Annotated in this window: 26 protein-coding genes and 3 tRNA genes; 23 read left to right on the top strand and 6 right to left on the bottom strand. The window is 50.7% G+C overall.

The genetic code is table 11. The features are described from left to right. Positions 1–160: 160 nt before the first annotated feature. The 10 genes from ACWHYD_RS08920 to ACWHYD_RS08965 all read left to right on the top strand — a co-directional run bounded on the left by ACWHYD_RS08920 (position 161) and on the right by ACWHYD_RS08965 (position 9,795). A complete protein-coding gene (locus ACWHYD_RS08920) occupies positions 161–1,519 on the top strand; it encodes a 2-dehydropantoate 2-reductase (RefSeq protein WP_447965547.1) in 1,359 nt (452 codons plus the stop codon). A 10-nt stretch (positions 1,520–1,529) separates the two neighbouring features. Beyond that, positions 1,530–2,825 (top strand): alpha-amylase family glycosyl hydrolase, encoded by a 1,296-nt coding sequence (locus ACWHYD_RS08925; protein WP_447965548.1) that lies wholly within the window; start codon positions 1,530–1,532, stop codon positions 2,823–2,825. Between the two features lie 100 nt (positions 2,826–2,925). Next, positions 2,926–3,342: a nucleoside-diphosphate kinase gene (gene ndk / locus ACWHYD_RS08930; protein WP_447965549.1), complete on the top strand. Its 417-nt coding sequence runs from the start codon at positions 2,926–2,928 to the stop codon at positions 3,340–3,342. Positions 3,343–3,486: 144 nt separating this feature from the next. Beyond that, positions 3,487–5,040: a tetratricopeptide repeat protein gene (locus ACWHYD_RS08935; RefSeq protein WP_447965550.1), complete on the top strand. Its 1,554-nt coding sequence runs from the start codon at positions 3,487–3,489 to the stop codon at positions 5,038–5,040. 110 nt (positions 5,041–5,150) lie between these two features. After that, positions 5,151–5,537 carry a glycine cleavage system protein GcvH gene (gcvH, locus tag ACWHYD_RS08940; RefSeq protein ID WP_447965551.1) on the top strand — a complete coding sequence of 129 codons (387 nt, stop codon included), beginning with the start codon at positions 5,151–5,153 and terminating at the stop codon, positions 5,535–5,537. Next, positions 5,534–6,934 carry a dihydrolipoyl dehydrogenase gene (gene lpdA / locus ACWHYD_RS08945; RefSeq protein ID WP_447965552.1) on the top strand — a complete coding sequence of 467 codons (1,401 nt, stop codon included), beginning with the start codon at positions 5,534–5,536 and terminating at the stop codon, positions 6,932–6,934. Before gcvH ends, lpdA begins: the two co-directional genes overlap by 4 nt. A 31-nt stretch (positions 6,935–6,965) precedes the next feature. Next, entirely contained in the window at positions 6,966–7,529 is a 564-nt protein-coding gene (locus ACWHYD_RS08950) for a ComEA family DNA-binding protein (RefSeq protein WP_447965553.1), read from the top strand. A gap of 31 nt (positions 7,530–7,560) precedes the next feature. Continuing rightward, a complete protein-coding gene (gene tyrS, locus ACWHYD_RS08955; RefSeq protein WP_447965554.1) occupies positions 7,561–8,784 on the top strand; it encodes a tyrosine--tRNA ligase in 1,224 nt (407 codons plus the stop codon). A gap of 125 nt (positions 8,785–8,909) precedes the next feature. Next, a tRNA-Gly gene (locus ACWHYD_RS08960) sits at positions 8,910–8,984 on the top strand. A gap of 478 nt (positions 8,985–9,462) precedes the next feature. Beyond that, positions 9,463–9,795 carry an STAS domain-containing protein gene (locus ACWHYD_RS08965; RefSeq protein WP_447965555.1) on the top strand — a complete coding sequence of 111 codons (333 nt, stop codon included), beginning with the start codon at positions 9,463–9,465 and terminating at the stop codon, positions 9,793–9,795. A gap of 147 nt (positions 9,796–9,942) precedes the next feature. Here ACWHYD_RS08965 and htpX read toward each other — a convergent pair whose 3' ends face one another. After that, positions 9,943–10,827 (bottom strand): protease HtpX, encoded by an 885-nt coding sequence (gene htpX / locus ACWHYD_RS08970; protein ID WP_447965556.1) that lies wholly within the window; start codon positions 10,825–10,827, stop codon positions 9,943–9,945. Between the two features lie 225 nt (positions 10,828–11,052). On the opposite strand from htpX, the gene ACWHYD_RS08975 reads away from it, so the two are divergent. Together ACWHYD_RS08975 and ACWHYD_RS08980 are read left to right on the top strand one after the other, a co-directional pair. Further along, complete coding sequence (locus ACWHYD_RS08975) at positions 11,053–11,490, top strand: cupredoxin domain-containing protein (RefSeq protein ID WP_447965557.1); 438 nt, start codon at positions 11,053–11,055, stop codon at positions 11,488–11,490. Between the two features lie 5 nt (positions 11,491–11,495). Further along, a complete protein-coding gene (locus ACWHYD_RS08980; protein ID WP_447965558.1) occupies positions 11,496–12,539 on the top strand; it encodes a phytoene/squalene synthase family protein in 1,044 nt (347 codons plus the stop codon). A gap of 1 nt (position 12,540) precedes the next feature. Here ACWHYD_RS08980 and ACWHYD_RS08985 read toward each other — a convergent pair whose 3' ends face one another. The 3 genes from ACWHYD_RS08985 to ACWHYD_RS08995 all read right to left on the bottom strand — a co-directional run bounded on the left by ACWHYD_RS08985 (position 12,541) and on the right by ACWHYD_RS08995 (position 13,669). Beyond that, entirely contained in the window at positions 12,541–12,819 is a 279-nt protein-coding gene (locus tag ACWHYD_RS08985; RefSeq protein ID WP_447965559.1) for a hypothetical protein, read from the bottom strand. Further along, on the bottom strand, positions 12,816–13,250 hold the full coding sequence (locus ACWHYD_RS08990) for a hypothetical protein (RefSeq protein ID WP_447965560.1): 435 nt from the start codon (positions 13,248–13,250) through the stop codon (positions 12,816–12,818). The genes ACWHYD_RS08985 and ACWHYD_RS08990 overlap by 4 nt, the downstream gene beginning before the upstream one ends. A gap of 74 nt (positions 13,251–13,324) precedes the next feature. Next, positions 13,325–13,669: a (2Fe-2S) ferredoxin domain-containing protein gene (locus ACWHYD_RS08995; RefSeq protein WP_447965561.1), complete on the bottom strand. Its 345-nt coding sequence runs from the start codon at positions 13,667–13,669 to the stop codon at positions 13,325–13,327. A 204-nt stretch (positions 13,670–13,873) separates the two neighbouring features. On the opposite strand from ACWHYD_RS08995, the gene ald reads away from it, so the two are divergent. The 4 genes from ald (at position 13,874) to ACWHYD_RS09015 (ending at position 16,354) form a co-directional block, all read left to right on the top strand. Continuing rightward, positions 13,874–14,980, top strand: coding sequence for an alanine dehydrogenase (gene ald / locus ACWHYD_RS09000; protein ID WP_447965562.1), 1,107 nt, complete (start codon positions 13,874–13,876; stop codon positions 14,978–14,980). A gap of 14 nt (positions 14,981–14,994) precedes the next feature. After that, a tRNA-Pro gene (locus tag ACWHYD_RS09005) sits at positions 14,995–15,071 on the top strand. A 173-nt stretch (positions 15,072–15,244) separates the two neighbouring features. Then, positions 15,245–15,913: a rhodanese-like domain-containing protein gene (locus ACWHYD_RS09010; RefSeq protein WP_447965563.1), complete on the top strand. Its 669-nt coding sequence runs from the start codon at positions 15,245–15,247 to the stop codon at positions 15,911–15,913. Positions 15,914–15,946: 33 nt separating this feature from the next. Continuing rightward, complete coding sequence (locus tag ACWHYD_RS09015; protein WP_447965564.1) at positions 15,947–16,354, top strand: hypothetical protein; 408 nt, start codon at positions 15,947–15,949, stop codon at positions 16,352–16,354. A gap of 56 nt (positions 16,355–16,410) precedes the next feature. On the opposite strand, the gene ACWHYD_RS09020 is transcribed toward ACWHYD_RS09015, so the two are convergent. Continuing rightward, complete coding sequence (locus tag ACWHYD_RS09020; RefSeq protein WP_447965565.1) at positions 16,411–17,040, bottom strand: hypothetical protein; 630 nt, start codon at positions 17,038–17,040, stop codon at positions 16,411–16,413. After that, the gene (mazG, locus tag ACWHYD_RS09025; protein ID WP_447965566.1) at positions 17,037–17,957 is read right to left on the bottom strand and encodes a nucleoside triphosphate pyrophosphohydrolase; all 921 of its coding nucleotides are present in this window, start codon (positions 17,955–17,957) and stop codon (positions 17,037–17,039) included. Before mazG ends, ACWHYD_RS09020 begins: the two co-directional genes overlap by 4 nt. A 127-nt stretch (positions 17,958–18,084) precedes the next feature. Here mazG and ACWHYD_RS09030 point away from each other — a divergent pair, with 127 nt between their 5' ends. The 7 genes from ACWHYD_RS09030 (at position 18,085) to ACWHYD_RS09060 (ending at position 25,764) form a co-directional block, all read left to right on the top strand. Next, positions 18,085–18,486, top strand: a complete 402-nt coding sequence (locus ACWHYD_RS09030) for a DUF1844 domain-containing protein (protein ID WP_447965567.1) — start codon at positions 18,085–18,087, stop codon at positions 18,484–18,486. Between the two features lie 177 nt (positions 18,487–18,663). Then, positions 18,664–20,982: a sensor histidine kinase gene (locus ACWHYD_RS09035; protein WP_447965568.1), complete on the top strand. Its 2,319-nt coding sequence runs from the start codon at positions 18,664–18,666 to the stop codon at positions 20,980–20,982. Between the two features lie 102 nt (positions 20,983–21,084). Further along, positions 21,085–22,458 (top strand): sigma-54-dependent transcriptional regulator, encoded by a 1,374-nt coding sequence (locus ACWHYD_RS09040; RefSeq protein ID WP_447965569.1) that lies wholly within the window; start codon positions 21,085–21,087, stop codon positions 22,456–22,458. Further along, entirely contained in the window at positions 22,433–23,848 is a 1,416-nt protein-coding gene (gene rlmD / locus ACWHYD_RS09045; RefSeq protein ID WP_447965570.1) for a 23S rRNA (uracil(1939)-C(5))-methyltransferase RlmD, read from the top strand. The genes ACWHYD_RS09040 and rlmD overlap by 26 nt, the downstream gene beginning before the upstream one ends. A 9-nt stretch (positions 23,849–23,857) precedes the next feature. Next, positions 23,858–24,895, top strand: a complete 1,038-nt coding sequence (gene purM / locus ACWHYD_RS09050) for a phosphoribosylformylglycinamidine cyclo-ligase (protein WP_447965571.1) — start codon at positions 23,858–23,860, stop codon at positions 24,893–24,895. 12 nt (positions 24,896–24,907) lie between these two features. Next, the gene (gene purN / locus ACWHYD_RS09055) at positions 24,908–25,582 is read left to right on the top strand and encodes a phosphoribosylglycinamide formyltransferase (protein ID WP_447965572.1); all 675 of its coding nucleotides are present in this window, start codon (positions 24,908–24,910) and stop codon (positions 25,580–25,582) included. Between the two features lie 106 nt (positions 25,583–25,688). Next, positions 25,689–25,764: transfer RNA gene (locus ACWHYD_RS09060), tRNA-Ala, on the top strand. The last annotated feature ends 28 nt before the right edge of the window (positions 25,765–25,792 follow it).

Raw genomic sequence — 25,792 nt, forward strand, 5'->3', positions numbered from 1 at the left:
ACGAAGAATGTTGCTGGGTTCTAGGGCTGTTCGTCCTAGGCACAGACCCTTCGCTTCCAATTCAGGATGACCATGTTGTTGAGATCTCATAAATGCTTAAACTGGCCGCCAGATATCTAAAGTATCACACGAATTTTTATCTATTAAGAAAGGTCATCGGATGAAGGAGATTTTGTTTGTGGGGGCGGGTTCGGTTGGGGGGTATTTCGGTGCGCATCTGTCTCGCCACAATCCGAACGTGTCGTTTCTCCTGCGCCCGCGTTCCAGGGAGGCAGTTGCTAAAAACGGGCTGACCATCCGGAGCGCGATTGGTGAGAGCTTTACCGTGCATCCCAAGGTGGCTTCGGATCCCAAGGAACTGCCCAAACCGGATCTGATTGTGTTGGGGATTAAAGCCTATGACCTGGATGAGGTAATGGATCAGATAGAGCCGGTGCTGAAACCGGATACCACCATTCTGACGTTGCAAAACGGGGTGACGATTGAGGATACCCTGATGGCCCGGTTTGGCCGTGAGCGGATTGTGGGCGGGGTGGCCTTTATCTATTCCAGGATCGCCGAGCCCGGAGTCATTGACCATTATAAAAAAGGGATGCTGGCCATTGGTGAACCGTTGGGGATGGAGACCCCCAGACTTCAAGTCATACTGGAATTATTTAAAGGTGGAGGACTTCCCTGTTTCATCAATCCTGATATCCGGCGCGCGAAATGGGAGAAAATGTGTTGGAATTGTGTGTTTAACCCCTTGACGGTATTGCTGAATGACCGGGTGGCGAAAGCCCTGGATCATCCGGAGTTCCAACCGGTCATCGCGACCATCGTGCGAGAAGTTTCGGCCGTGGCCATGGCGGCGCACCGTGTGCCGTTGGATGAGGATATGCCGCAGAAGGTCGTTAAATGGGCTCAAGAACTTCGTGATATCCATACCTCGATGTATGATGATTGGTTGGCCGGACGGCCCACTGAGATTGATGAGCTGAACGGTTTTATTAGCGAGCAAGGCAAAGCATTTGCCGTGCCCACTCCCATGAATGACATGTTAACGGCCTTCATTAAGGCAATGACTTTATCCAAGCCTTCTGTGGAGGCTACGATAGAGGTAGGCGGGGCCATCATGCAGTCTCTCCAGTTGACGCGAACGACGCTGGCCCAACTTCCTGCGGCGCATCAGATTTCTGAATTGCCCGCATTGATGCCCGGCATGAATATTCGTGGCGTTAAACTTCAAGCGATACTTGATGTTGTGACGATTGATGTGGGAGCCGACCATGTGACCTTTGAGTCGCAGGATGGAAAATTTTCGGCCTGTCTGACGATAAAGCAAGCCGTGGAGTTTGGCATTCTGGTGTATGAAATGGATGGCGCGCCCTTTCCCACCGAACGCGGCGGGCCGTTCCGGCTAGTTACCCCTGGCTTGGGTGACTTGTGCGCCAATGTGAAACAGGTCGGCAGCATGGTCGTTTCCAAAGGCCTGGTTTCTGATAGTCGTCCACCTCAAGTCTGTCCCGAGAAAGAGTAGGTGTGTCTTGATGCAGCCTTCGCACAGTGTTCCCCTTGTCTATAATCTGTTTCCACGCCTGGCCGGTCCTTGTGGTCGCTGGGTTGCTCATGCGGAACGAGCCGCAAGCATGGGATTTAACTGGCTCTTTGTGAATCCCATTCATCTCCCAGGATTTTCGGGGAGTTTATATGCGATCAAGGAATACGATCTCTTGAATCCGGCATTTTTACCGGAAGGGACTCAGGGTCAGCGTCTAGATGTGTTGCGGCCCACGCTTCAAGATATCGCGCAATGTGGCCTGGCGCCTATGGTGGATTTGGTCTTAAACCACACTGCTATCGATTCCTCTTTAGTGTCCCAACACCCCGACTGGTATATGCGGGATGAACACGGAAAAGTTGAAAACCCCTATGCGGTTGATCCGGATGATCCCAGCAAGAAAACGGTGTGGGGCGACTTAGCCGAAATTGACAATCGGCATTCGCCGGACCGTGAGCATCTCTGGGAGTTTTGGGGGCAATTGGTCGACCGGTATCTTGAGCTGGGCTTCCAGGGTTTTCGATGTGATGCGGCCTATAAGGTTCCAGGTGAGTTGTGGAGTTTCCTGATTGATCGGGCGCAACGGGTGAATCCGCAGGCCGTTTTTTGGGCGGAAAATCTGGGCTGTACTCTGGAGCAGACGCGGGCGCTTGGAGACGCGGGGTTTCACTTTTTTTGTAACAGCTCCAAATGGTGGAACTTCAAGGATGCCTGGTGTTTAACCCAGCACCGTGAATTTCAGAATATGCCGTCCATTGGATTTCCCGAGTCCCATGACACCCCGCGCCTGGCGGCTGAGTCTGGAGGGAATGAGGCGGTCCAACGGCAACGCTATGCCTTTGCCGCGCTGTTTTCTACCGGCCTCATGATTCCGATGGGGTATGAATTCGGATTTCAGAAGTCGTTGCATGTGGTGGAGACCACCCCCGATGATTGGGAATCCCCCCGATGGGATTTGCAGGATTTTATCCGTGCCGTAAATCACTGGAAATTAGAAGTGCCGCTTTGGCAGGGGGAGGGGGAGCTGGTTCAACGGTCGATGAGCCACTCCAATCTGTGCGTTTTGGAGCGGCGGTCGTTGGACAATTCCCACAGTTGGGCACTCCTCTGCCTCAATACGAATCTCTATGAACCGGTTGATGTAGCTATCGGTGAGTTGGGCACTCTACCGTCTTCTCCCAGAATGTGGCGTGTCAGCTCGCTCGATCAGCATCCTGGTTCCCAATCCCTGCCTGAGCGGGTCGTGTTTCAGCCAGCCGAAGTCATTGTGATTACAGACTTTTAAGTGTGGTCTTGAGATTGCAACTGAATAGATGGGGCCGTAAAATGCTCCTTTCTTATTCACAGGGTTTTATTATGGGATTTTTGGGAAAGGACGAGAAGGTATGTCAGAGCGGACGTTAGCAATTATTAAACCTGATGCGGTGGCCAAGCATGCGATTGGTGATATTGTCCGCCGGTATGAGGAAGCCGGGTTATTTCCGGTTGCTATGAAAATGATGCGGTTATCCCAAGGGATGGCAGAGGGGTTCTATGCTGTCCATCGAGAACGCCCATTTTTTAAAGACTTGACCACCTATATGAGCTCTGGGCCAGTGGTGGTCGTGGTGTTGGAAGGAAAGGATGCCGTCAAAAAACACCGTGATCTGATGGGGGCAACCGATCCCAAGAAAGCCGATCCTGGCACCATTCGGGCTGCGCATGGCGCTTCTATTGAGGCCAATGCGGTGCATGGGTCCGATTCTGCGGAAAATGCTCTAATTGAGATTCGGTACTTTTTCGCGGAATCCAATCTAGGCTAGTGAAAAGACCAAACTAAATTGGTTGGTGCTCAATGACCTTGGCATGATGCCCGCCGACATCGGCGGGCATACCTGTCTCTTCTTATAGATATAGTGTATTGGTTTTGGGCTCATGTCCCTCTGCACGTATACACCTAATGCCGTATGAGAACCTGGCTAACAATTTGTAGTCTGGCCCTGTGTCTGGGGCTCTTGGCCGGGTGCGGACGGACACGTCCTCCACAGGGACCACCGGTGAGTGGTGCCATTCCTCCTCCTGCTGTCGAATCCGTACCGGATCGTGATGAAGGAGGCGCGCCATCCCTACCCGGAGTCTCTCCGGATATTCAACGAATCCATTCACAACTCTTTCAACAATCGAAAGCATATTTTGAGGAGAAAGCCTATCCTCAAACCATCAGCGGGCTCACGCGGCTGCTGGCGCTTCTTCCTGCAGAATCGATTGAAGTCCAAAGCCGTTGGTTGCTGGCTCAATCCTATCGTCAGGTGGGGGAATGGGAGTCCGCCAGAGATCAATACCGCACGCTTGCCGTTGCGGGGAGTACCAATCCCTATCAGGCTGATGCTCAGTTGCAATTCAGCGAACTTCAACTTTTACTTGAACAATTTGCGATGCCTCCTCTCGATACTCAGGCCATACGGTTAACTCTTGAACAATTGCCGGCCAGTGGAGGGTTTGACCAGGGAATTAAAAAGATGAAAGCCGATGGAATCACCACCCTGTTGATTGATTTGGGTTGTGAGGGAGCCGGATTCCACACCGATCAATCGCGGACGTCGAAGGCGCCTCGGCATCTGTTTGATCTACAATCGCTCTTGCGCTCATATGTGGAACGAAGTCATCAGGTGCATCTGTTGGTGTACGTGGGAGTGAATCTGCGTTGTGTCGGCAATTGGCACGATTCTCCTTTGCCGGAATGGCGAGACCGCACCTATAATGTGACCACCCGTCAGGCTCAGGATTCCAGATTTTTTGATCTGTTTCATCCAGAGTATCAACGGTTTCTCGATGACTTTCTGGCACAACTTTCCGGGGAGGGTGTAGACGGTCTGGTGTTTCTCGACGATTATCCCATGGGGATGTATGACGGGATATCCCGTTCGGGGTTAACCCGTTTTCAAACCGCATTCGGTGTGAGCTTTGATCCCGTGCGTGCCTTCCAAGCAGGGTTTGATCCTCTCAAAGCATCGAAGGTGTCGAGTCGATCAACACAGGGTACAAACGCGTTTGAAGAAGATTCCGCGTTTTGGCGATGGGCCGGGTGGAAGGCTCGCGAGCGATTGACGGTGGTTGAACAGTTGATGGGCCAACTTCGCAAGCGCCATTTGACGGTTCAATGTGGTCTGGAACTCCACCCGCATGGATTGACCGATCCGGTTCGGGCTTTAGTGGACTATGCCCAGGATGCCATGGAAGCCATCCGGCGCCCGTTTTCCTTTTTCTTTGTGCGACCGGAAATCGATCGTCATTCATCGTCCGATCAACTGTCGGCGATTGAGAAGCTCCGGCGCATCTCAACAAAGGCTGTGTTGACCCGCTTGCTTCCTGTGCTTGATGATCCGCGGCGGGTGTGGGTGAGTATGCCGGCGGAGAGAGGAAAGCGCATTGCGCCGGGAACAGCCGGGGGCAGCGCGTCACTTCTTGATGAGTTTCCTTCGGGAATTGGTATCGTACACGATATTCGCGCCTTTTCTTGATTTTTCTCTGATGTCTCTGGCCCATAGAGGTGGGTGCACCCACTCAACCTCGTGCATGGGAGGCACACACATATGAACGCCATCATCGTATTGAACAAAAGGGGGTTGTAATGGAGCCACAGGATTTACGTTTTCACAAGGAGCACGAATGGATTCGCGTTGAAGGGAACAAGGCGACGTTAGGCATCAGTCAATTTGCTCAGGATGCCCTGGGGGATGTGGTCTTTGTGGACGTTCCTAAAGTAGGAACCTCATTGCAGGCTGAAGATCAGTTGGGCGAAGTGGAGTCGACCAAGGCCACCTCGACGATTTACACGCCGGTGACCGGAAAAATTCTTGAAGTCAACGCAGAGCTTCAAGACCATCCCGAACTGCTCAATCAGGATCCCTATGGAAAGGGGTGGATCGCGGTGCTGGAATTAGCCAATCCCGGTGAAGTGGATGCGTTGATGACGCCGGAGCAATACACGGCATTTTTAGCCTCACAGGAATCATGACCGTGTCTCCCCGCATCGTGATTGTCGGATCAGGCCCTGGTGGGTATGTGGCCGCGATACGTGCCGCTCAATTAGGGGCTACGGTGACGATCCTGGAAGAACAGGTGCTGGGGGGGGTGTGCCTGAATTGGGGCTGTATTCCCAGTAAAACCCTGTTGGGCTTTATTGATCTCGGTGAACGGGTTCGGCATGCCCAGCCGTTTGGCCTCAACATTGAAGGGCCTGTGACCTATGATCTTGCCCGCATGGTCGCGCGCAAGGAGGAAGTGGTTCGCGGGTTGGTGAAGGGGATTGGCACGTTATTGAAGCAGTGGAAAATAACGCACGTGCCGGGGCGGGGCGAATTAGTCAGTAACCGGCAGGTACGGATTACCCACCCTGATGGGTCTTCCTCCACCCTTGATGCCGATGCCATTATTCTTGCCACCGGTTCTTCCTGGCCTCAACTGCCTCAGTTTCCTATTGATGGTCAACGCGTGCTGACCAGTAAAGACGCGTTGGATTTAACGGAGATCCCCAGGAGCATGGTGATTGTCGGCGGCGGGGTAGAAGGCTGTGAGTTCGCCTGCCTGTTGAGCGGGCTGGGATCGGAAGTGAGCGTCGTGGAAATGATGCCTTCGGTGCTGCCTCTCGAGGATGAAGATACCATCTCCACCATGACCCGTGAATTGAAGAAACGCAAGATTCAACTTTATCTCAATACGCAGATTTCCAAATGGACCGCAGTTGATGAAGGCGTGCGAGTGACGCTGGCTTCGGGAGAAGAGCTGGTTGCCGGCCACCTGCTGGTTTCGGTCGGGCGTCGTTTGAACTCCGGCCAATTAGGGCTGGATCAGGTTGGGGTTGAGATCGGAAGCAAGGGTGAAATTCTGGTCAACGAAAAAATGGAAACCTCCGTTCCCGGTATTTATGCGATTGGAGATGTGACGGGAAAATTCATGTTGGCTCATGTTGCGTCGGCTCAAGGAAAGGTGGCGGTCTCAAACGCGATGGGCCGGCCGCAGGCCATTAATTATGATGTCATTCCTGCGGGAATATTTACCTTGCCGGAAATCGGGCGAGTCGGGCTGACCGAGGCCCAAGCCCGCGAACGTGGTTTGGCCGTCGCGATCGGGCGATTCAAATATGCCGGTCTCGGAAAAGCCCAGGCTGTCGGAGAGCCATTTGGCCATTTCAAAGTGATTTCGGATGAACAGACCAGGAAAATCCTTGGCGTCCATATTATCGGTGCCCATGCGGCGGACCTTATTCATGAAGCCGCTATGGCGATGCAGGGTGGGTTGACCGTCGAGGATCTTGCCAACATGATCCATGCTCATCCGACCTTTTCGGAGGGGTTGATGGAGGCGGCTGAGGATGTGGAGGGCATGGCGATTCATCAGGTGCGAAAGCGGTAATAATGCCGTGAGATGTGGTCACTGATTCAGCATGAATGACGTTGAACCAAAGAGATTGCGAGCCGGGTCGTTGCAATGGCCTGATATGCATTCAGGCGAATTTTCCTGTAGAGGCTCTCTTCTGTTGAAATTGGCCTTTTTGGGGGCAGGCGTGTGTTTCGTCTATTGGGTAGGGTGGCCGCAGTCAGTGCTTTCTCCAGGCGTTCCCCTCGAAAATTCAAGTGTTCTCGAATCACCCACATTCCTTTCCGGTTCCGCTGACCATCCTGTCGAAGTTGTGAACGTGGCGCCTCATTCGGGGAGAGACGTCGTATACCCTCCTCAAGTGATGGTGGAAGGGGAACCGGGACCAACCCGTGAAATTGCGGGGGTGACCGTGGATTTGAACGATGGCACCTTAGCTGAATTAGAGCATCTTCCTGGCATTGGACCGGTCCTTGCCGGACGAATTGTGGCGCACCGAACTTCCCTTGGAGCATTTCGACACATTGAGGACCTGGTACTTGTGCCGGGTATTGGAGAAAAACGGTTGGAGCTACTGCGCCCCTTTGTCGGTGTAGGACCCTCAACCAAGGCGATAGGTATCGGGAGTTAATTTTTCACTTTCACACAGCGTGGCTTATAAAATGACAACTTCAGAAATTAACCGGCAACTGGATCTGATTCTTCGGGGAACCGTGGAGGTCATTCAGCTCGACGAATTAAAGGCCAAATTAGCGGAGTCACTGAAGGAACAGCGTCCTCTCAATATTAAAGCCGGATTTGATCCCACGGCGCCGGACCTGCATCTGGGCCATACGGTGTTAATTCAAAAACTCAAGCACTTTCAGGAGTTAGGCCATCAAGTTATTTTTCTCATTGGCGATTTTACGGGCATGATCGGCGATCCGACCGGCGTGTCGGAAACCCGTGTAGCGCTGACGAAAGAACAAGTGCTGGCCAATGCGAAAACCTATGAACAACAAATTTTTAAAACGCTGGATCCTCAGAAAACCCGTATCGAATTTAATAGCCACTGGATGAGTGGCATGCGGGTCGAAAAAATGGTGGATTTGTGTTCACATTATAGCGTGGCGCGGATGTTGGAACGGGACGATTTCTCAAACCGATACCGGGATCAAAAACATATTAGCGTGCATGAATTTCTGTATCCCCTGGTTCAGGGGTATGACTCGGTGGTGTTGGAAGCCGATGTCGAGTTGGGTGGAACCGATCAGAAGTTTAACCTGCTCGTCGGGCGTGATTTGCAGCGGGATTACGGACAAAAGCCGCAGGTGGTGCTCACGATGCCGTTGTTAGAAGGCACCGATGGGGTCCGGAAAATGAGTAAGAGCTTTGGAAATTATATCGCCTTGGAAGATCGTCCGGCAGACATGTTCGGCAAGCTGATGTCTATTAGCGATGAACTGATGCTTCGGTATTACGAACTCCTGACGGTTAGCAATTTGGATAAGGTCAAGCGGCAACATCCGATGGAAGCCAAAATGGCGCTGGCCGAGCAGATCGTTCGTCAATATCATGGAAGTGATGCTGTGGAAGAGGCCAAGGCAGATTTTAAACAGCGATTTCAAAAGCGGGATTTTCCCGATGAGCCGGATGCCCATGTGAAACTTTCACCCACGGATTTTAATAACTCGCAAGATTATTCCCTGTCTGTCGTGGACGTTTTGATGCGGACCGGCTTAGTGCCCAGTAAATCTGAAGCCAGACGGCTCGTTTCCCAGGGTGGGGTCCAGGTGGACGGAGACAAGCTTGCCGATCCCAACGGGATGATGACCTTTGAGCCTGGCCGATCCTACCCGATGAAAATTGGCAAGCGAAAATTCGCAATTATTGAATTCACTGAGTAGATTTTTTCGGATGTATCCAGAAGTGGCTGGGTTCCACGACAGAGGAAACACACCAACTATTCAATTCTTCTTGTACCTTGACTAAGCTTCAATCCACACCTAGAATGCGAATCCTGACCTCGTGAGCGGGCGTAGCTCAGTGGTAGAGTCCTTGCTTCCCAAGCAAGTTGTCGGGGGTTCAAATCCCCTCGCCCGCTCCAATTCAATACACCCATTCCTTCCTCTTCCTCTGGTTTAGCGTTCTGGTTTTTTCTGGTTTTATCAGGCCAAAAAATTACAGGGCCTCTGATCACGACCAACCCCGGATATCATGGCGGTACTTATCTTTTGTGCCGGAAACATACATTCCGCCTTCCCCTCTAATTGGGATATCCAATACTCTTAATGCCATCTTAGCCTGATTGTACCAATCCCTCATTGGGCTTTTTGTTTTTCACGCCTCAGACCATTGCTTGCCCTTCAATCCCTTTCCATTCTCTCAGGATTGTGGCCGGATCAGGCCAACAAACAGTGGTTTGTTGGTGCGCAATAAGTGCGCGGGTTCAAAATGGCAGCTCTAGTTCAAATAGGGAATTGTAGGGGTGTGGCTCAGGGGGTTCACTCAATCCTGAATGGATAAGCGGCGCACCTGAGTAGGTGAGCCGACAAATTTCTTTCAGGTTGGAGGAGGAATTTCTAATGCAATGGGGTCTGCAGAACTTACCGGATGCGGTCGTTGTTCGAATATTTGGTTTGCCCGATCATTCTCTTGGAGAGATGTTTGAAAAGGCAGCAGAACGAGCGATGAGTCTGAATAATCGAAAAGTCCTCGTTGATTTTTCTGATGTGGAATCCATTGGTCCGATGGGGCTGACCTTGTGTGCGTATGGACTCTATCATCTTCAGGGCTTAGGTATTCCTGTTGCGCTCATTCAACCTCCGGCCTCGCTCCTTCCTATTCTTTCCATGCATGGGATAAAAGAGTTTCCTGTAGTTTTTAGTCATGAATGTGATGCCAGGGCGATAAATTAAGCCTCCTGAATTTCTGCCCTAGGCAATTTCTTCAAGCAATTGCATATTCCCTGGCCGCAAGGGATTGAGACCACTCTGAGATACAGATAATAAAAAAGGGACTTGGCCATGCCAAGTCCCTTTTTCAGATTACGCCTGCCTTACGAATTAGAGTTGCCGTAATGCATTCACTCTCGCTTCAATCGGCGGGTGAGTGGCAAATATTTGCATGAAACTGTGTGATTTGCCAGAAATTTTCATCGTTGCCAGGGCATCTTGGGAGCTATAATCAAATTGGGTACGTTGCACCCAACGATCAATGCCCTCCAGAGCAGAGATCATATGTTCTTTGCCTACCGTGTTGGCTGCGAATCGGTCTGCTGCAAATTCCCGACGGCGGGACCACCAGCTAATCGGAATCATCGCCAAGACGGAGAGAACGATTTGCAAAGCGATATACACTCCAAATCCTAGAGCCTCATTCCGTTCAGCCACCTGCCGATAGATAAATCGGCTGATAAAGTAGACAAATGTATTCATCAAACCTGCCAACACGGTAGTGGTAAACATATCCCCGTTGTAGACATGGCCCATTTCATGAGCCAGGACGGCTCGAACTTCACCTTCATTAAGATTGTTGAGCAGACCGGTTGAGACGGCCACCATGGAGTTGTTTTTTGTCGGCCCGGTGGCAAACGCATTGGGATCCGGTGATTCATAAATCCAGACCTCCGGCATCGAAATACCTAACTTTTCAGATATTTTTTGGACTGTGTCATACACGAGTCTTTCAGCCTGGGAACGGGGTTCCGTAATTTGGGTGCAATCAATAAAAGCCCTGGCCATTTGTTTGGAAAAGGCCAGACTGATGAAGGCACCGCCAAATCCGATGACAAAGGCCCATAACAGGTCCTGTTGGGCCAATGATCCACGGAGATCAATCCCGAAGGCCGGCAGAATCATCTCCGATAAAACGGTGAACGAGATTGAGAGGGTGATAAAGATGAGGATATTGGCAATTAGTAATAAACCAATTCCTTTAAATTTTTTCATAGACAATCTCCCTTAATTGTTCCACATCCACTGGTGGAAAAACGCTAATGTGTTCGACTTCATGAAAGATTTTCCTGTTCTCTTCACGATTGTCCTAAAAAACGACTGTTAGGGCTCAACATGTTGGAAGATAACACCTTTTCCTTGAGAGTCAAGAGTGGGAAAGACGTGACCCTCGGATGAAAAACCGTTATGATATCTTTCCGGATGAATAGATCATTTTTCATGGGTATCCATTCTGAATTTTATTATACACGATTGATATTGAGTCTTGTTCTGGTGATGGGCTATTGGAGTCTTTCCGATGGCCTTTATGCTCAAACCTCAGAGTCTTCCCTATCTTTGGTGGAGGAACCCTTCGGACAACAGGTGATGATCAGTATGGAAAGTTACGCTTTTACGCCATCCGAATTTGTGGTCAAAACGGGCTCACCGGTGACACTGACTCTGAGTAATCAGTCATTTTTAGTTCCTCACAATTTTTTGCTGGATGATCCTAGCGGCATCCGTCGGGTGGATGTGGATATTTCCAGCGGCGACACTAAGGCCGTCACTCTCACTTTGACCGAGCCCGGCATCTATCCATTTTATTGCGATAAACAGCTCCTGTTCTTTCCCACGCATCGTGAGCAAGGGATGGAAGGCCGTCTCATCGTCCGCTAGCTCCCATGCGCCTTTCTCCATCGGATCAACATCTTCTCGGTGACGTGCTCAAACGGGTTTCCCGCTCCTTTTATTTAACCCTCGCCATTCTGCCTCGTGCCGTTCGTTCGCAAATTGGTCTGGCCTACTTGCTGGCCAGGGCTGCGGACACCATTGCCGATACAGGGGACTTAGAGGATGGGGTTCGTCTGGAATGTTTACGTCATTTAAAGGGGCAGTTGTGGGGAAGCCTCCCTGATCTGGCGCAGATCAAAAAAATCCAGGGGCAAGTACTTACCCAACAATCGAATCCCGATGAGCGTCGCTTATTGGAAGAATTAGAGGGATGTTTCCGAATTTACCAAAAATTCAGTCCAAGCGATCGGTCCCAGATTGCGCAGGTTCTTTCAGTCCTGATTGGAGGAATGCAATTTGACCTCCACCAATTTCCTCAAAAAACGGATGGGGAGGCGGTACGAGCATTACAGGCAATACACGATTTTGAATATTACACGTATGCGGTTGCGGGATGCGTGGGTGAATTTTGGACGAAAATGGTATGCAGTCACCTACCGGGATTTCGTGGATGGGATCAGTCCTGCATGATTCCCTTAGGCATTCGCTATGGGAAGGGATTGCAGATGGTGAATATTCTTCGGGATTTGCCACGGGATTTGAGGAATGGGCGGTGCTATATTCCTACGGTGTTGCTGGATCAGGTGGCTCTTGCTCCTCATCAGCTACTCGATGAAACTTCTGTTCAGGCATTTCGCCCCCTTTTCAGAAAATTGATTCAAGAGGCTCGAGATCATTTAGATCAAGGTTGGCGCTATACGATGGCCATTCCTCGCATGGAGGTTCGCCTGCGATTGGCCTGCATGTGGCCGATTTTGATTGGGATCCGTACTTTGCAACAATTGTCGGTCTCACCGCTCGTGCTGAGTCCGAACTCACCCATCAAAATTGCGCGGGGCGATGTCTATCAAATCGTGGCCTCCACGGGACTCACCGGTGGCTGTGGCACGGTGGGTACGGCCTATTGGGGATATTGGAGGAAGCGTATTATCTGATTTATTCTTGTTTCGGTGAGAGAAGTTTTTCCCCTTTGAGAAAGACTCCGTAAATCGCCTGAGTTGGACAGGCATCCAGACAGAGACGGCACGACTCCATGCATCGTGACGAATCGAACTTGTAGGGAGGCGTCGAGAGCCAGGCTCCCGTCGGACAAATGGGAATGCAAATCGAATTATGAGTACAACGGTCCGGATGTCGGACCAAGTGGTCTCTTCTCACCATCATAGGCTTCACTCCTTCAAAAAGGGCTCCGGAAAACATTTCAAGCATATTCATTGCGATTGATGATTCTCCTTCTCCCATTGTTTGACCAATTCCTGAATGCGTATTTTAAGCTCAGGAATTCGATCAAGATTGTTATCAATGGCGTTCAGAATATTTTCTAACCTGGCCATGCGTCCAAGCTCCTGATCCAGACGTGTCAGGTGATCGTATTCCTTAAACGCGCCCGCATGAATGGACTCAAGATGTGGACGAGCGGACATGAGTCCCGCTGTGACCATTTGTGGCTCGTCATGCACGGGTGCGGTGACAATAAAACGGCCTTCGGATAAAAGGAGGACGGTATGGGGAGCATGCCCGGGAATGGGAAGGACCTGTTCAATGGTGGCTCCAACCCCCTGTTCCCAGGAGGAGATCCAGCCGGGAAAGGACTTCAAAAAGGCTACTTTCCGTAAGTTGGCTTTCCATTTCTCTTCATTGCCCATAAGATGAAGACCATGTGCCAGGTTGTGGCGCCAGGGTTATGAGACCAGTAGTTTCTTTGTGAGAAGACAAAAACTTAGGATTTGACTGTGGGTAATGAACCATTTTTTCCTGGCATCAGGAGTCGTTCCACGATTTCTCCTTTGCCGATATGTCGCTCCATGATTTCGGTGACATCGGCTTCCTGGCCAACCCAATACCAGACGCCTTCGGGATAGATGACGACGCTTGGTCCATACTCACATTGGTCCAGACACCCGGCTTTGTTTGCCCGGACAATACCTTTTAACCCTAACCGCTCGACTTCTTTTTTGAAAAACCCATGTAACCCGACAGAACCCAGGGCAGCACAACACCCTCGCGGATCTCCCTTTGGCCGTTCATTGACACACACGAAAATATGATGGGTAAATTTACTCATAATCTTTAAATTTTCATTAAAATGACCGAACAAGGAAATTGGAAAACAAAGAGCCGATCTTACCTGAGGGTTCAGGAAGCTGTCCAGGTCATCGGGCAATATTGACGGGAGAACCCTCGTATTCATTGAACAAAATGTACCTGATAGATTCACCAGGGTGCAGGACGGAGGCAAGGCTTGCAGAGAGGCGAAGGGAAAAAGATTATGGTGATTGGGGTCCCAAAAGAAATTAAGGATCATGAATTTCGTGTAGCACTGACTCCTCATGGTGTGAAGGAATTGTGTGGCCGTGGGCATCGAGTCGTGATTCAAGAGGGGGCCGGGGAGGGGAGTGGGTTTGGGGATGACCTCTATCGGCAAGCCGGTGCGGTTCTGGCTCCAACCCCACAAGCCACCTACGGAGATGCCCAACTAATTGTGAAGGTAAAAGAGCCGCATTCCGAAGAATGGCCTTTTCTAAGAAAAGATCATGTTGTGTTTACCTACTTGCATTTGGCTGCCTCTAAAGCCTTGACGGAGGCCCTGCTGAATATCGGGTGCGCGGGTATCGCCTACGAAACGACTGAGGATGCAAAAGGGCAATTTCCGCTCTTGTATCCCATGAGTGAAATTGCCGGTCAAATGTCGGTCCAAATTGGTGCACATTATTTGGAAAAACAACGTGGAGGTTCCGGGGTCATGTTGGGTGGGGTGGCCGGCGTTCCCCCGGGAGAGGTCGTCATTCTGGGATCAGGGGTTGTGGGGGCATCAGCCGTGAAAATTGCCTTAGGCATGGGAGCGAAGGTCACGGTGTTAAGTCTGGATTTATGGCAGTTACGCATGCTGTATGATCGCTATCCTGGTCGTCTTGTCACGGTTGCGTCCAATCAGTCAATGATTCACCATTTCCTCACCCTCGCGGATCTTGTCATTGGGGCCGTGTATCTTCCTGCGGCGCGAACGCCTCGAGTGATTACGCGATCTATGATTTCTGACATGAAACCCGGATCAGTTCTGATTGATGTTTCAGTTGATCAGGGTGGGTGTGCGGAGACGACCCATCCGACCACGCATAGCGATCCGGTTTATGTTGTCGATGGAGTCCTGCACTATGCCGTCGCAAATATTCCTGGGATTGTGCCGTATACATCGACTTTAGCCTTGACCAACGCCACGCTACCTTTTATAGTCCAGCTTGTTGAGGAAGGTTTGGAAGGTTCCCTGCGTAACCATCATGGTTTGCGAAATGGATTGAGTGTGTTGAACGGTCGCGTAACATGCCAAGCCGTTGCCGATGCCCATGGATTACCATATGAGCCCCTTCCTTCCTGACGTTTCGTAGTGATCGGGGCGTAGCGCAGACCGGTAGCGCACCGCGTTCGGGACGCGGGGGTCGGAGGTTCAAATCCTCTCGCCCCGACCAGTTATCAATATTCCACTGGTCGGTTTTCTCCTACAGTGGTTTTCTGTTTTCGACATATCCACCCACAGCGAAAATGTCTTACACCCAAGAAACTTGGGAAACATTCGCCCTGGAGGGTTCGAAACCTTGTAGGCAGGTTGGACCACAAATAACCAACAATTTTTGTGTCATGAATGAAGAGGTTTTCTGCCTTTTCGAAAAATGGACAAATTGATGAGATGGAAAGCCTAGCATTTATTATAGGAATCGTCGGACTGTGTACGGCAAGTGTGGCGCTCTGGTCTGTTCGGCGACTTCATCAAGAGGTATTACGCCTGAAGCGTGAGCAATATTATCTTGAGCAGAAAGTGGGTGCACTCCCTGGAAGGATTGAGTCTGCCGTAGAACCATTACGCATCCAGACGGCGCAGTTGGCTCGAGGCCAACGGGTGTCCGATACGTTGATTCGAAATGGCCAACTGTATTATGAGATTTCCAGTGATGAGGCGGTCCAATGGCTGGTGCAACCTTCCACTTCATCGAATATCTTTGTGTTGGATGTCCGCACAAATGCTGAATATGCCAAACAGCGAATTCCGGGAGCCAAACTCATTCCTGTTGAGGATTTAGAAATGCGGTACCAGAATGAAATCCCGATTAAATTTGATAAAATCCTGGTGTATTGCGCGGGTGGTGATCGGAGTCGGCTTGCCTGCGATTTTCTGAGTCGACAGAATTATCCCAATATCTACCTTTTGAAAAATGGATTACAAGGGTGGACGGGACCCATGGAAGGGGATTCGAGTGGATCTCTCATTCAAATATTGTCTAAATCACGGGTGTCTTCACCTTCTGTTGGATAGATTAAATTATTCATTTTTTGGGGAATGCGAATTATGCCGTCAGATTTAATTGTCCTGAATGTGACAGGTCCCTTTCGGGAGCCACGCGAGTTGGCCTTTTCCTATGATTATTCCATTCAGCGGCCTGACTGGGGAACCGCACAGGGAGTCAGGGTAAAGGTTTCGATTGAACTGGAACTGGACTATTTGAAAAATTCGATCCTGTCCATCGCCGGCGGATCGATTGGTCAACAGCTTCGGATCAATCAAATCCTTTCGCGAGCAATTTCCGATAAAAAACTTGAGATTGCTGATGCGGATGGATTGCTGGCCGATCGGCGGGATGTGATGATAGGGCCTTTTGCCGATGACTCTATTGCTCTGTTTCGGTTGCTTGATGAGTGGATGAAGGCGGAACAGGCTGTCCTGCGGAAGACCATCCAGGAAAAGACAGGTCTCTGAGAGTCAGGGAAGCTTGAGGAGGGAAGAGACCCTTGGTCTCTTCGCGCATCACTGTGCTAGAAGACGCGTTGGTAGCGTTTTGAATAGACGCCGGTGTCGTCTTCGCCAAATCCCAGGGACGCACGCTCCGGCGAATTTTTGTTGTACAGGTCAATCGCATAGTGGCCTCTGACATTTTCCATGGCCACTTCGTATGGAATGGAGCTGGGATAAAACTCTCCAGGGGCATGAGCCCCTCGGCCCAAGGCCTTGGCTGATTCGGTCACCCCATATTGAACATCCGAAAAAATATAGATATCGGCAATGGCGAGTTCACCGAGTTTGTCTCTGGGTGTGGTGGGTGGCAAAAGGGTATCCAGCGAATTATTCAGACGGGCTTTTTGGAAATATTGCAACAGCGCGACGACCTGACTGTCTGTGGTGGCCGGAGGAACCAGAATCGTGATGGCTTTCATGTCTGTGACGGTTCCGGTGGTTTCATATGTCGGGATGAGATCAGTCGATACAATGTTATGGATGCGCACCGGAGTATCAGGTGTCGCCCGGGTTCCCTCATTGGGCATATTTTTCGATTTAGGGATGATCAACGTGATGAACAGCCATAAACCAAAAATGACGCCAAACACCACGATAAGGGGGTGGATACCTACCCGTCGGCCCTCTGTCGGTTCTTCTTCTTGGCTCACGTTTCCATTCCTTTGATGCGTTCGGATGTGTGTGGAGTTTGACGCTCCAGGTGTTTGGCCGCATCCCACCATTTGTCGAGTTGCGGAAGTGTATAGTCGCGAAGATCCTTTCCTTCCAACGTCGCTTGTGATTCAACGAAATGAAATCTGGAGATAAATTTATTGGTGGCGCGGCGTAATGCCTCTTCAGGGTTGACTCGAAGGAACCGGGAGACATTTACTAACGCAAAGAACGCATCGCCTACCTCTTCTTCGATGGTGTTTTGAACAGGCAGATTTGATGGCCGAAGAGTCCCTTCCTGAGTCCGTGGAATACTTTCCGCAACGGCCGTATATAATTCATTCAACTCTTCTTGGAATTTTTCCAAAGCCGGCTCAATCCTCTCCCAATCAAATCCTGCACGAGAGGCCCGTTTTTGAACTTGAAATGCCCGCTGGAGGGCTGGAGCAATTTTGGGAACTCCCTGTAAAACTGACTGAGGTTCAGGTTGGGTGGCTTGTTCTTGTTTTTTAAGTTGATCCCATTGCCGGCTCACATCTTGTGCTGTTGTGATAGGAGTAGGATCGGTGGTCAGTTGGAAAACGTGTGGGTGGCGTCGAATGAGTTTATCGGCTAAAGCGTTAGCCACATCATCAAATGAAAAATGGTTCTGTTCTGAAGCAATTTGTGTATGAAACACAATCTGAAGTAAGAGGTCTCCTAATTCTTCCTTTAGAGCGGAAGGCTTCCCGGTATCTATGGCCTCCAGCACCTCATATACTTCCTCAAGGAGATGGGGCTTTAAGGACTGGCTGGTTTGTTCACGGTCCCAAGGGCAACCGTCCGGTCCACGCAATCTTGCCATGATTGCCAGTAAATCTGACAAACATGTTGTCGGAGGAGCGGAGGGGGAAGGCTTTGAGGATGGTTGATTCATGTAGTTTTCAAAAAATATGAGTATGGCGCGAGGGCATTATACCCGTTTTCTTTCTCAGTGTAAGTCCTTGATTCTTGATAGAGCCCATTGGTTAGTGCTACTGTTTTCTCACTAGAGGAGGTGTTCTATGAGCGAAGAAGAACAAGGTTTCGTAATTCGGGATAAACGAGGGCGATCGGAGCCGGAGGCTTCCCCACCCCCGGAGGTAAAGACTTCAGCGGCGGAGCCCGTTTCTTCGGCGGAATCACCCCATGCACCTCATCCTCCATTGTCATTTTCATCGTTTGTCTTTTCTCTCGGAACCTCTTCTCTCATGTTGATGGGAGAGACCTTGGATCCTCAACAGCCCCCACCTCCCGTGAATCTTCCTCAAGCCAAGGAAATTGTTGATATCTTATCCTTACTGGAAGAGAAGACCAAAGGAAATCTGTCGTCGGAAGAAGCGTCCGTCTTAGGAGATATGCTCTATACCCTGCGGATGAAATATGTCAGTTTAACGTCAGGTAAGGGCAGTATGGTTTCCCCCTAATTGCTGGCGAACCCTTTTCCTTCCCACAAACTTCCGTGCGAGTGCTTCTTCTTTCGGCTTTAGGCAGACAGGCAGATCGACAGTGGGTATGTGGTCGCACCTTGCGAAGATACCGTTCTTGATCAATAATGATCATAGTTGTCTAGCCTTTGGGTGTTATTCTCCGACTGACATGCCGTGAACCTTCTTTCAGAACCGCTCACTGAATCCCGGAAATTTCCTCGAACGGGGCCACCGTCTGCGTCCATCGAGTCGGGTATCCCCTCTCACAGTTCTTCATCAAAACAGAAACGGCATCATTATAGACCGGTCTGGATTGTGCTGGTCTTACTCCTACCCTGTCTGGCCCTCACTCTCTATTACGCGCGGTATGGCTTATCAGGCCCTCTGCAACCGGATTCGATTCTTCCGAGTCCCAGCTATGCCCTGGTGCTATTTCTGGTGTATCTGGATAGCGTGGGGTTGGTGGCGCTCACCCTCCTCTTGTCTCGAAACTTAATTCGAGCTTTTTTCGAGAAGCGGCATAAGCTGCTGGGGAAGGGGTTCCGGTCAAAGTTGGTCGCGGCCTTTATCGGCTTTGCCCTGATCCCCACCGTGCTACTGGCCTTGGTGGCGAGTGGGGTCATCAGTGAAGTCATCGACGTGTGGTTTAATGATCAGATCATGCATGTCTTACGGGATTCGGAAGAAGTCGCGCATCTCTATCAGGAGGAGCGTGAGTCATTAACCGCGGATACGGCGCGCGCCATCAGTAAAGAAATTTTCCGGGAAGATATTTTAAAACCGGAACATCGGGAATTATTGCGAGCCATCATGGCCCGCATGCAACAGGAATATCATCTAGCGGGGGTGGAGGTCTTTTCGCCAAAAATGGAAACCCTGGCCCGCATGATGGATCCAAAATTGTCTGATGCGGTGTTGAGCCTCCCTGTGGGGCAATTGGTGCTCCATGTATTAGATACGGGTCAGCCAATGTCATCAGCCCAGGAAGCTCCGGTGGGGAAACTGATTCGGGCGGCAGCGCCGATTCGAGGGAATGGTCAAGCGGATCGGGTGTTTGGCGTCGTGGTGGTGTCGTCCTATGTGCCGGAAGCTTTGGTGATGAAAATGGATGGGATTGCCAAACAATTTGAGGAATATCGCCAGATTCTATCCATGAAAAATCCGATCAAGGGGGGAGCCTACTTATTTGTGGCTGTGGTGACTGTCCTGATTTTATTTGGCGCCACCTGGTTTGGGTTTTATGTTGCCCGAGGGATTACCGTCCCCATTCAACGATTGGCTGAAGGGACCGAGGCGGTTGCCAAGGGTAATTTGGATGTGAAAATCGACGTCAAGGCGACGGATGAAATCGGGACGTTGGTCCAATCGTTTAATCGCATGACGGCTGATTTGCGTACCAGTAAAACCAGTTTGGAAGAAGTGAATATGTCACTCGTACGATCCAATGTGGAGATCGACCAACGGCGGGCCTACACCGAAGCGGTGGTGGAAACCATTGCTGCCGGAGTGCTATCGATCGATATGGCCGGTCTGATCTCTACCGTTAACCCCTCTGCAGAGCGGATTATGGGAGTGAAGGGAGACGATTTGCGCGGACGACCGGTCCATGACGCGTTCAAGTCCTTCAACCTGCAATTGTTTCAGAAAGCCTATGACCAGATGCTCCAGGAACAGACGGAAAGTGTGTCCATGGATGGCCAGATGGAAACACCCAACGGCCGCCTCTTGACCGTAGGCCTTAATATTTCCAGAATGCAAAACGAGGCGGGCTTGGACCTGGGCTTTGTGTTTGTCTTTGAAGATCGGACGGAATTCATTAAAGCGCAGAAAACAGCGGCCTGGCAGGAAGTGGCGCAACGCATTGCCCACGAAATTAAGAATCCGTTAACCCCGATTCAATTGTCTGCACAACGATTGCGAAAAAAATACGCAGAAAAATCTACAGGGTTTGATGAAATTTTCGATCAAGCTACCGGGGTCATCATTAGCGAAGTTACACGCTTAAAGGGGATGGTCGATGAGTTTTCAAAATATGCCAGAATGCCCCTTCCTCAGATGCGGAAGAGTTCGCTCCATGACATTATTGAGAAAGTGATCTCCCTCTATACAGGGGCTCATCGGGATATTGAATTTCTTGTCGAACTGGATGAAGGCCTTCCATCCCTGAATTGCGACCCGGAGCAGATGCACCGGGTGCTGGTCAATTTATTTGATAATGCGATTCAGGCCATGAATGATCACGGCCGTCTTTGGGTGACGACCGAGTGCGATTGGCGCCGGCATCGGGCCGTAGTCAGAGTGGCAGATGAAGGGATTGGTATTCAGCCGGATGATCATAAAATGTTGTTCGTGCCGTATTTTTCAAAAAAGCGAACGGGTACAGGGTTGGGATTAGCCATTGTGCATCGTATAATCTCCGATCACAATGGGACCATTCATGCCGAGAATCATCATCCAAAAGGTGCGTTATTTACATTCGAGTTGCCGTTGTAGGGGAGGAGAACGTCAGTGGCTGGACTGTCTTTTCTCCGGAAGGGTCGTTTTGCAAGACACACGTGAAGGACCACTCATTACACACCCGATGGAGGTCGTATTGTGGCCGAGACCATTTGCCTGATTGATGACGAACCAGCCATTCTCAATACCTTAAGCAGCATTCTTGAGGATGAAGGCTATCAAGTCCTGGTGGCGAAGAGCGGCCTGGAGGCGCTCAAGATTGTCCGAAGTGAGGTCCCGGACTTGGTCATTTTGGATATCTGGATGCCGGAGATGGATGGGCTGGAGACGTTGAAGCGATTGCGTACCCAGTTTCCCAACATCTTAGTTGTGATGATGTCCGGGCATGGATCCATTGAAACCGCTGTTAAATCCACAAAACTGGGCGCTTATGATTATTTAGAGAAACCCTTAGATTTAGAAAAAGTCACGATTTTGGTGCGAAATGCCTTGCACCAACGCAAGCTGGAAGAGGAAAACCTGAATCTCAGGATTCAGGTGGAACGGCGATTTGAATTGGTGGGTTCTTCCCCTGCTATGGAGCGGCTTCGCGAACTGATTGCGATGGCGGCTCCAGCCAATAGTCGTGTGTTGATTGCCGGGGCCAATGGGACAGGGAAGGAACTTGTCGCCCGCGCCATTCATTTGCAGAGCCCACGGCATAATCGTTCCTTTGTGGAAATCAATTGTGCCGCGATTCCGGAAACGTTGATCGAGAGTGAATTATTCGGTCATGAAAAAGGGGCTTTCAGTGGCGCCAGCTCAATGAAACGTGGCAAGTTTGAGCTGGCTGACGGGGGAACTCTGTTTTTAGATGAAATCGGGGACATGAGTCTGGCCACGCAAGCCAAAGTGTTGCGTGCCCTTCAAGAGCAACAATTTACACGGGTTGGCGGAACAAAACTTATCAATGTCCAGGTCCGGGTCATTGCTGCATCCAATAAAGATTTGTCGGAAGAAATTGGAAAAGGGACCTTCCGTGAAGATCTCTATTACCGGTTAAATGTTCTGCCGATTGTGGTTCCGACCCTGAAGGAGCGTCGTGATGATATCCCTGAACTCGCGCAGCATTTTTTGCGACTTCATTCGGAAGAGCAGGGTATAAAACCGAAAGAGTTCAGTCCGCAGGGCATGGAGGCGTTGCAACGGCATGATTGGCCTGGAAATATTCGGGAACTCCGGAATTTGATTGAGCGTTTACTCATCATGGTACCGAAGACAATCATTGATGCTGCGGATGTTGAGATGTTTCTCCAGGGCCGGGCGCCTAGCGGAGTGCCCTCTTTGGCCGTGGGGACCAACTATGACTCACTCCGGGAAGCCCGTAATGCCTTTGAGCGTGAAGTCATTTCTCTAAAACTCAGGGAGAATAATTGGAATGTCTCCAAAACCGCTGATGAATTGAAAATCGAGCGTAGTCATTTACACAGAAAGATTAAGTTACTTCATGTTGAACTCCGGCCCGAACATTAAGCCTCGCAGGACTCCTTCTCCCTCTTCTACTGAAACGTTGTCTCCCGGATCTTCCCATCCTTTCCAGATTGAAAAACTGGTGGCAGGCGGATTCAGTCTCGGACGACTGAATGGCCAGGTGGTGTTGTGTGCCGGTGGCATTCCCGGTGAATCCGTAGAGGTGGAGATACTCAGTCGGCGCAAAGGCGTGAGCCAGGGGAAGATACTCCAGGTCCAGGATCCGGCTGAGAGCCGGGTAGTTCCACCCTGTCCGGTCGTCGGGCGATGTGGGGGATGCCAGCTCCAGCATGTGCAATACGAAGAACAACTGTCTCAAAAACGATTGATTCTGGAAGATACCCTTCGTCGGATTGGAAAAATTTTCGATGTACCGATTTTCCCAGTGATCCCGTCTCCGAGGCCCTATGGCTATCGGCAGGTCCTGCGCATGGGAATCGGGGATGGACCGGACGGATTATTCCTGGGATTTTTTGAATCAGGGACTCAGCAACTGCTACCGGTTGACACATGTTTTTTGGTGGACGATAAAATGCGATCGGTTATTGATGCTGTCCGGTCTAGCCTTCGCTCCTTGGTTATTGATGGGATGAATTTGGAGAGTGTGGAAATCCGATGGTCCCAACTGGAAGAGGTGGGGCTGTTGGTATTCCGCGGTCGAGCCGTGACCAAAGAACATGTCGAGCGTCTGATGAATGTCTGTTCTGAGATTCCCAACATCAAGGGCTGGATTTATGAACGCGCGGATGCACCAGAACATGATTCGAGGCACCGTTTGCGGCATCAGCCCATTGTGCGAGGAGCGGATCATGTCTGGGAAGCCTTCCGAGGATTGCGCCTGAAAATGGGGTATCGATCATTTATGCAGGCCAACTGGAACGTCTTTCAATTGTTGGGGAAGATGGTAGGGGAGTGGCTGGGTTATCTGAAAGGGCAACGAATTTTGGAGTTGTATGCTGGAACCGGCCCTTTAGGTCTCAGCCTCGCGAGCCAGGGTGCTCACGTGACCTGTGTGGAGGGGGATCCGTTTGCCATCCACGATGCCCGTGAGTCCCTGCGTATTAATGAGATTACAGGGTGTCGTGTGCGAATCAGTTCGGTCGAATCCTATCTCATGACTGTCAAATCCGGCGCCTACGATGTTATCCTCCTGGATCCTCCGCGTGCGGGGCTCAATCCAAAAGTTGTGGATCGCTTGGGAGTCTTGCAAGTCCCCAGACTGTTCTATCTTTCTTGCGACGCCCCGTCATTGGCCCGGGATATTAAATCGTTATGTGAAAAGGGCTATACCATTCAGCGCATGCAACCCTTTGATATGTTTCCCCAGACGGCACATCTCGAAACATTAGTTGAATTGACGCTTTCAGCACCTGAACCGGTCGACGGAGATTAAGGATACGCCATGGCCACCTATCGAGAAGCGGGAGTAGATATTCAACGAGGCGATGAATTTGTCAAACGAATTGGTCCTATGGTTCGGTCCACCTTCCGTCCTGAAGTCTTGGGAGATATCGGAGGGTTCGGGGGCCTCTTTCGATTTCCTTCCGACCGCTATCGTGAGCCGATTCTGGTGTCAGGGACGGATGGCGTCGGGACCAAGGTCAAGATGGCCACCTCGATGAATCGACATGATTCGATCGGAATTGATTTGGTCGCGATGTGCGTCAACGACATCATTGTGAGCGGAGCGGAGCCGCTCTTTTTCCTGGATTATCTCGCGACGGGTCATTTAGAAGTGGAAGTCGGAGAAGCGATTATTCAGGGAATTGCCGAGGGATGCCGCCAAGCCGGTTGTGCCTTAATCGGTGGAGAAACCGCAGAAATGCCGTCATGTTACCCGAAGGGTGAATACGATCTGGCCGGTTTTGCGGTAGGGGTGGTGGAACGGTCCGAGATGTTGGGCCCGGAAAAAATTAAACACGGGGATGTGTTGATTGGAGTCGGGTCGAGTGGCCTTCATAGTAATGGCTATTCTTTGGCGCGTAGAGTGGTGCTTGAGCTGAAGGAGTGGTCTCCTGAGACACGGGTACCCGGTCTGCGTGGCACGGTCGGAGAGGCGTTACTCAAGCCGACTCTTATTTACGTGAAACTGGTCAAAGCCTTATTGTCGAAGAGCCGATTACATGGTCTGGCGCATATCACCGGCGGGGGAATAACCGGGAATGTGCCACGCGTCATTCCGGAGTCCTGCCAAGCGGTCATCGATCGAAGCACGTGGGCGCCACTCTCGTTGTTCACAGTTCTTCAAGAGGCAGGTGCCATTGATCAAGACGAAATGTTTCGCGTGTTTAATATGGGCATTGGTCTGGTCGTGGTGAGCCCCCATGAAGAAACCAGTCGGATATTGGACATAGTTCAGGAACAAGGGATGACAGGCTGGGTCATTGGAGAGGTTCGAGAGCGGCCGTCTTCTGAGCCAAAACTTTATTATTCGCATTAGAAGGTTGAATCTGTGTCGCTTGCACTTGGAGTCTTAATCTCCGGCCGGGGATCAAACCTTGTCGCAATTCTAGATGCCATTGATCGGGGCGCATTGGATGCGACTCTCAAGGTCGTAGCCAGCAACAAGCTCAATGCTGCGGGGATGGAGCGGGCGAAAGAGCGAGGCGTTCCTACGATCTATCTAGATCCAAAGCCTTTTGCCCAGGAGACCAACCCTCGCGAAGCCTATGATCTGGCCATGGGTGCCCTTCTTCGGCAACATGGAGTGGAATATGTGGCCCTGGCGGGATATATGCGGATTGTGACCCCCGCCTTAATTCGGATGTACCCATCGAAGATTTTTAATATTCATCCCTCGCTCCTGCCGGCGTTTCCAGGACTCGATGCGCAGCGCCAAGCCTTGGAGTGGGGAACAAAAGTGAGCGGTTGCACGGTGCATTTGGTGACGGAAGGGGTCGACGAAGGGCCGATTATTGTGCAAGCCCCCGTGCCCATTCTTGAAGGGGATACGGTTGAATCCTTATCCGCTCGTATATTGGAGAAAGAGCATGAATGTTATCCTCAAGCTCTTCAATTGATGGCACAACAACGATTACATCTGGAGGGGCGTCAGGTTCACATTCTTTCCAATGACGAATCGATTAAAGAGAGGATGAGTGGATCGGGAGACACACAAAAAAAATAGATCAGCGATGGCAACACGACTAATAGTCAGTTATAATCCTTCGATATTTTTCAATTCATAAGACTTTCTTTTTTCCAACGCTGCATATAGCAGGAATCTCAAGTGTGGGGGGCTAGCTCAGTTGGGAGAGCACTACGTTCGCAACGTAGGGGTCGCGGGTTCAACTCCCGTGCCCTCCACCATTTTTATTTGCGTCTTGCCCCCCGGCAA

The sequence above is a fragment of the Nitrospira sp. Ecomares 2.1 genome, from assembly GCF_965152585.1.